Annotated in this window: 4 protein-coding genes; 3 read left to right on the forward strand and 1 reads right to left on the reverse strand. The window is 74.0% G+C overall.

The window, feature by feature from the left end:
• Window positions 1-1406 (reverse strand): potassium/proton antiporter (locus tag ACXJKL_RS15865; RefSeq protein ID WP_457207997.1); only part of this gene is annotated, 1406 nt, incomplete at its 3' end.
• A gap of 92 nt (window positions 1407-1498) precedes the next feature.
• Between ACXJKL_RS15865 and ACXJKL_RS15870 the strand changes: the two genes are divergently transcribed.
• The 3 genes from ACXJKL_RS15870 to ACXJKL_RS15880 all read left to right on the forward strand — a co-directional run bounded on the left by ACXJKL_RS15870 (window position 1499) and on the right by ACXJKL_RS15880 (window position 4164).
• On the forward strand, window positions 1499-2686 hold the full coding sequence (locus tag ACXJKL_RS15870) for a pyridoxal phosphate-dependent aminotransferase (protein ID WP_457207998.1): 1188 nt from the start codon (window positions 1499-1501) through the stop codon (window positions 2684-2686).
• A gap of 126 nt (window positions 2687-2812) precedes the next feature.
• A complete protein-coding gene (locus tag ACXJKL_RS15875; RefSeq protein ID WP_457207999.1) occupies window positions 2813-3235 on the forward strand; it encodes a hypothetical protein in 423 nt (140 codons plus the stop codon).
• Window positions 3236-3237: 2 nt separating this feature from the next.
• The gene (locus ACXJKL_RS15880) at window positions 3238-4164 is read left to right on the forward strand and encodes a hypothetical protein (protein WP_457208000.1); all 927 of its coding nucleotides are present in this window, start codon (window positions 3238-3240) and stop codon (window positions 4162-4164) included.
• Window positions 4165-4181 lie beyond the last annotated feature (17 nt).

A 4181-nucleotide genomic window follows, 5' to 3' on the forward strand; every position in this document is an offset into this window, starting at 1 on the left:
ACCACGAGCAGGTCGTCCCCGTGTCGCAGGACGGTACGCCGCTCCGGCACCAGCACCTCGCCCTGCCGGATGACCAGCGAGACCGACGCGCCCTGCGGCAGCCGCAGCTCCCCGACCTCGACGCCGTGCATGCGTGAGACGGGACTGATCGACACCTGGAGCAGGTCCGCCGCGACCCGCTCCAGCGGCGCGGCCTCGACGTCGAGGCCCCGGGGCTCGGAGCGACGGGCGACCCGGAGCAAGCGGGCGACCAGGGGCAGCGTCGGACCCGTGAGCAGGGTGTAGACCACCACCATCACGAAGACGATGTCGAAGAGCCGGTCGGCGTCGTCCACCCCCTCGGCCAGCGCGATGGTGGTGAGCACGATCGGGACCGCGCCACGCAGGCCGGCCCAGGAGATGAAGGCGAGCTCCCGCAGCGGCATCGGCCGCACGAGGGAGCTGACCAGCACCGACAGGGGCCGGGCCACGAAGGTCAGGATCAACCCGGTGGCCAGCGCCAGCCCGACGATCTCCAGGCTGATCCGCTGAGGGGACAGCAACAGCCCGAGCATCACGAACAGCCCGATCTGGGCCAGCCACGCCACTCCCTCGGCGAAGGACTTGGTGGCCGTCCGGTGGGGCAGCTCGGAGTTGCCCAGGATCAGCGCGGCCACGTAGATCGCCGCGAAGCCGGATGCGTGCATGGCAGCAGCCCCGCCGTACGCCGCGAAGGTGAGGCAGAGGATGGCCAGCGGGTACAGGCCCGAGGAGGGCAGCGCCGCGCGGCGCATGACCCAGGCACCGCCCACGCCCACGGCGACCCCCACCGCCACGCCCACCGCGAGCTCGAAGACGATGAGGCCGGCGACCCCGAGGAGACCGCTGCTGGCGGCCGCACCGGTGGAGACGACCCCCACCAGCACCACGGTGGGGGCATCGTTGAGGCCGGACTCGGCCTCGAGGGTCCCCGTGAGCCGTTTGGGCAGGGGGACGACCCGCAGCACCGAGAAGACGGCGGCCGCGTCGGTCGGCGAGCACACCGCCCCGAGCAGCACTGCCAGCTCCCACGGCAGCCCGAGGAGGTAGTGGGCACCGATGGCGACGACGGTGACCGAGACCGCCACCCCGACCGTCGCCAGCGAGACGCCGAGCGGGATGGAGGGCCGCACCTCGGCCCAGCTGGTCGTCAGGCCGCCCTCGGCGAGGATCAGTGCCAACGCCCCGAAGCCGAGGGCGTGCGCGAGCTGGGCGTCCTCGAACTGGATCCCCACCACGGCCTCGCCGAGCACGACCCCCATGAGCAGGTAGATCAGCAGGCTGGGGAGACCCGCGCGCGCCGAGACCCGGACGGCCAGGATCGCGGCCAGCGTGACGAGGGAGCCGACCAGCAGGAACGAGTCGAGCTGGTGCACATCGAAAGTCACGCCACCCCGTCCCCGTCGTCGTCGAGCCCTGATCCTATCGGCGCGACGAGACCCCGCCCGATGCCCGGCGCGCGCGTGACACGATCCAGGACATGAGCGATCGGTGGACGGTGGCCCGGCGGGCGAACGTCCCGCCCTTCCACGTGATGGACCTGCTGGCCGCGTCCGCCGAGCGGCAGCGCACCCACGGGGACCTGGTCAACATGGTCGCCGGCCAGCCCTCGACGGGCGCCCCCCGCCCGGTCGCGGACGAGGCCGTGCGGCTGCTCCGCGGCGGCGACCCCCTCGGCTACACCGTCGCGTCGGGGGTCCCCGAGCTGCGGGACGCGATCGCCGTCCACCACCGACGTGCGCACGGCATCGACGTCAGCGCCGACGACGTCGTGGTGACCACCGGGTCGAGCGGCGGCTTCCTGCTCGCCTTCCTCGCAGCCTTCGAGCCGGGCGACCGGGTGGCGATGGCACGACCCGGCTACCCCTGCTACCGCAACGTCCTGACCGCGCTGGGGTGCGAGGTCGTGGAGGTCCCGTGCGGCCCGGACAACCGCTTCCAGCCGACCGTGGAGCAGCTCGAGGAGCTCGGCGACCTCAAGGGCCTCGTGGTGGCCAGCCCCGCCAACCCGACCGGCACCATGCTGCTGCCCGCGGAGCTCGCTGCCCTCGCGACCTGGTGCGAGACCCGCGGCGTGCAGCTCATCTCCGACGAGATCTACCACGGCATCGAGTACGCACCCCTCGACGGCCGGCCGGCGCTGTCCCGCTCCGCGTGGGAGACCTCGCGGGAGGCGATCGTGTTCAGCTCGTTCTCCAAGTACTTCTCGATGACCGGCTGGCGGATCGGCTGGATGCTGGTGCCGGAGCGGCTGCGCCGGGCCGTCGACGTGCTCACCGGCAACTTCACGATCTGCCCGCCGGTCCTCGCCCAGTGGGCCGCCGTCGCGGCCTTCACCGAGGCGTCGTACGCCGAGCTGGACGGGCACGTGACGCGGTACGCCGCCAACCGGCGCCTGCTCCTCGAGGGGCTGGCCGCGCTGGGCATCGACCGCCTCGCCCCGGCCGACGGCGCGTTCTACGCCTATGCGGACATCGGCCACCTCACCGACGACTCGATGGCCTGGACGCGACGCCTGCTCGCCGAGACCGGGGTGGCCCTGGCCCCGGGCATCGACTTCGACACCGAGGTGGGCGGGCAGCACGTGCGGCTCAGCTTCGCCGGCCCGGAGGGCGACGTACGGACCGGGCTCGAGCGCCTCGCCGGCTGGTTGCCCCCGCCGGCGTGACGTGCGCCTCGTCCACCGGGAGGATGATTCGAGGTTTGACCACACGGCGGGCAGGGAAGGCGCCCTGACGCACCCGCGAGACGCGTGGTGCGTCAGCGCACGGGGTCGACGAAAGGACGTGATCCGATGTACGGCGACAGCGCCGCATCGCGCAAGCGAGTCGCCCAGCTGCGCGAGCAGGGAGGTGACATCCGGGCCATGGCCGACCGCCTCGTCGCCCAGGCGGAGAGCGTGCCGTGGACCGGCCGGGCCGCCGAGTCGATGCGCACCCGCATCAAGGAGCGCGCCTCGCACCTGCGCCTCGCCGCCGGGCACCACGACACCGCTGCGGACTCCCTCGCCCGGCACGCCGCCGAGGTCGACGCCCTCAAGGACGCGATCGAGACGATCTCGCACAAGGCCGACGCGCTCACCGGCGACGCCCGGACCCGKGCCGCCCAGGCGGACCGCGCCGGCGAGCCCGGCCGCGAGGACGCGGCGCTCCTGGCCTTCACTCCCCCTCCGGCCGGTCACAAGGACTGGCTGACCGTCGAGCTGCCGGGACTCTGATCATGGTGACCATCGACCTCACGACGCCGCCGGCGGAGCCGGCCAGCTTCCTGGACGGGATCCCCCGCCGGATCGCCATCACGCTCCCCGAGCTGCGGTGGGCCGCCCGCGCGGCCGGTGACGCCCCGCTGCCCTTCGACCTCTCCGAGGCCGCGGGCCCCGGCGCCCTCGAGGGACGCCTCGGCGAGTCCCGCGGGACCGCCGACGAGACGGCGTACGCCTCCGCGGTGGGCTCGCTGCACGACCCCGACGACACGCTGCGTCGGCGCGGGCTGCTGAGCGACGCCGGCCTCGACGCCGGCCTGGCCGGCGCGATCGGCCTGCTCGCCACCCCCCGCCTCGCCCTCGACATCGACGTGGCCGCCGCCGGCAGCCAGGTCAAGGCATGGCACCGCCAGTCCGGCGGGGCGGTCGCCACCCTCGCGACCTGCGACGGCATCGTCTTCGAGCTCGCGTGGTTCCGCGCCGACCAGTGGCCCGGCGAGCTCGCCCGGGTGGCCGCCATCCCCGACGACGTCGACCTGCGCGAGTCCGACGTCCCGGCCACCATGGAGGTGCCCTTCCAGCTCGTCGACGCCATCGGCGAGGCGCTGCGCTCGGGCCGCTCCGACCTGGTGCCGGTGCTGATGGAGCACCACGGGGAGGGCGTCCTGGACGCCGACGCCACCCCGATCACGGACGCCGACGCCGCCACCGCCGTGGCCGCCGTGCACACCGAGGGCCGCGGTCGCCTGCGCGTGCTGGCCGCCGAGGTCACCGGGAGGGCCACCACCAGCGTGGGCGTCGCCTCGTGGGTGCTGCTCGCCGACGGCTGGCACAGCCTCACCCCCCACCAGGAGGACTCCGGACCGCGGGTGACCGTGCGCCGGGTGGACCCCGACGACCTGGCGACCGAGCTCGCCCCCGTCCTTGCGCAGGTGATCGCATGAGTGAGCAGGACCTGATC

The sequence above is a fragment of the Nocardioides sp. P5_C9_2 genome (genome assembly GCF_054049555.1).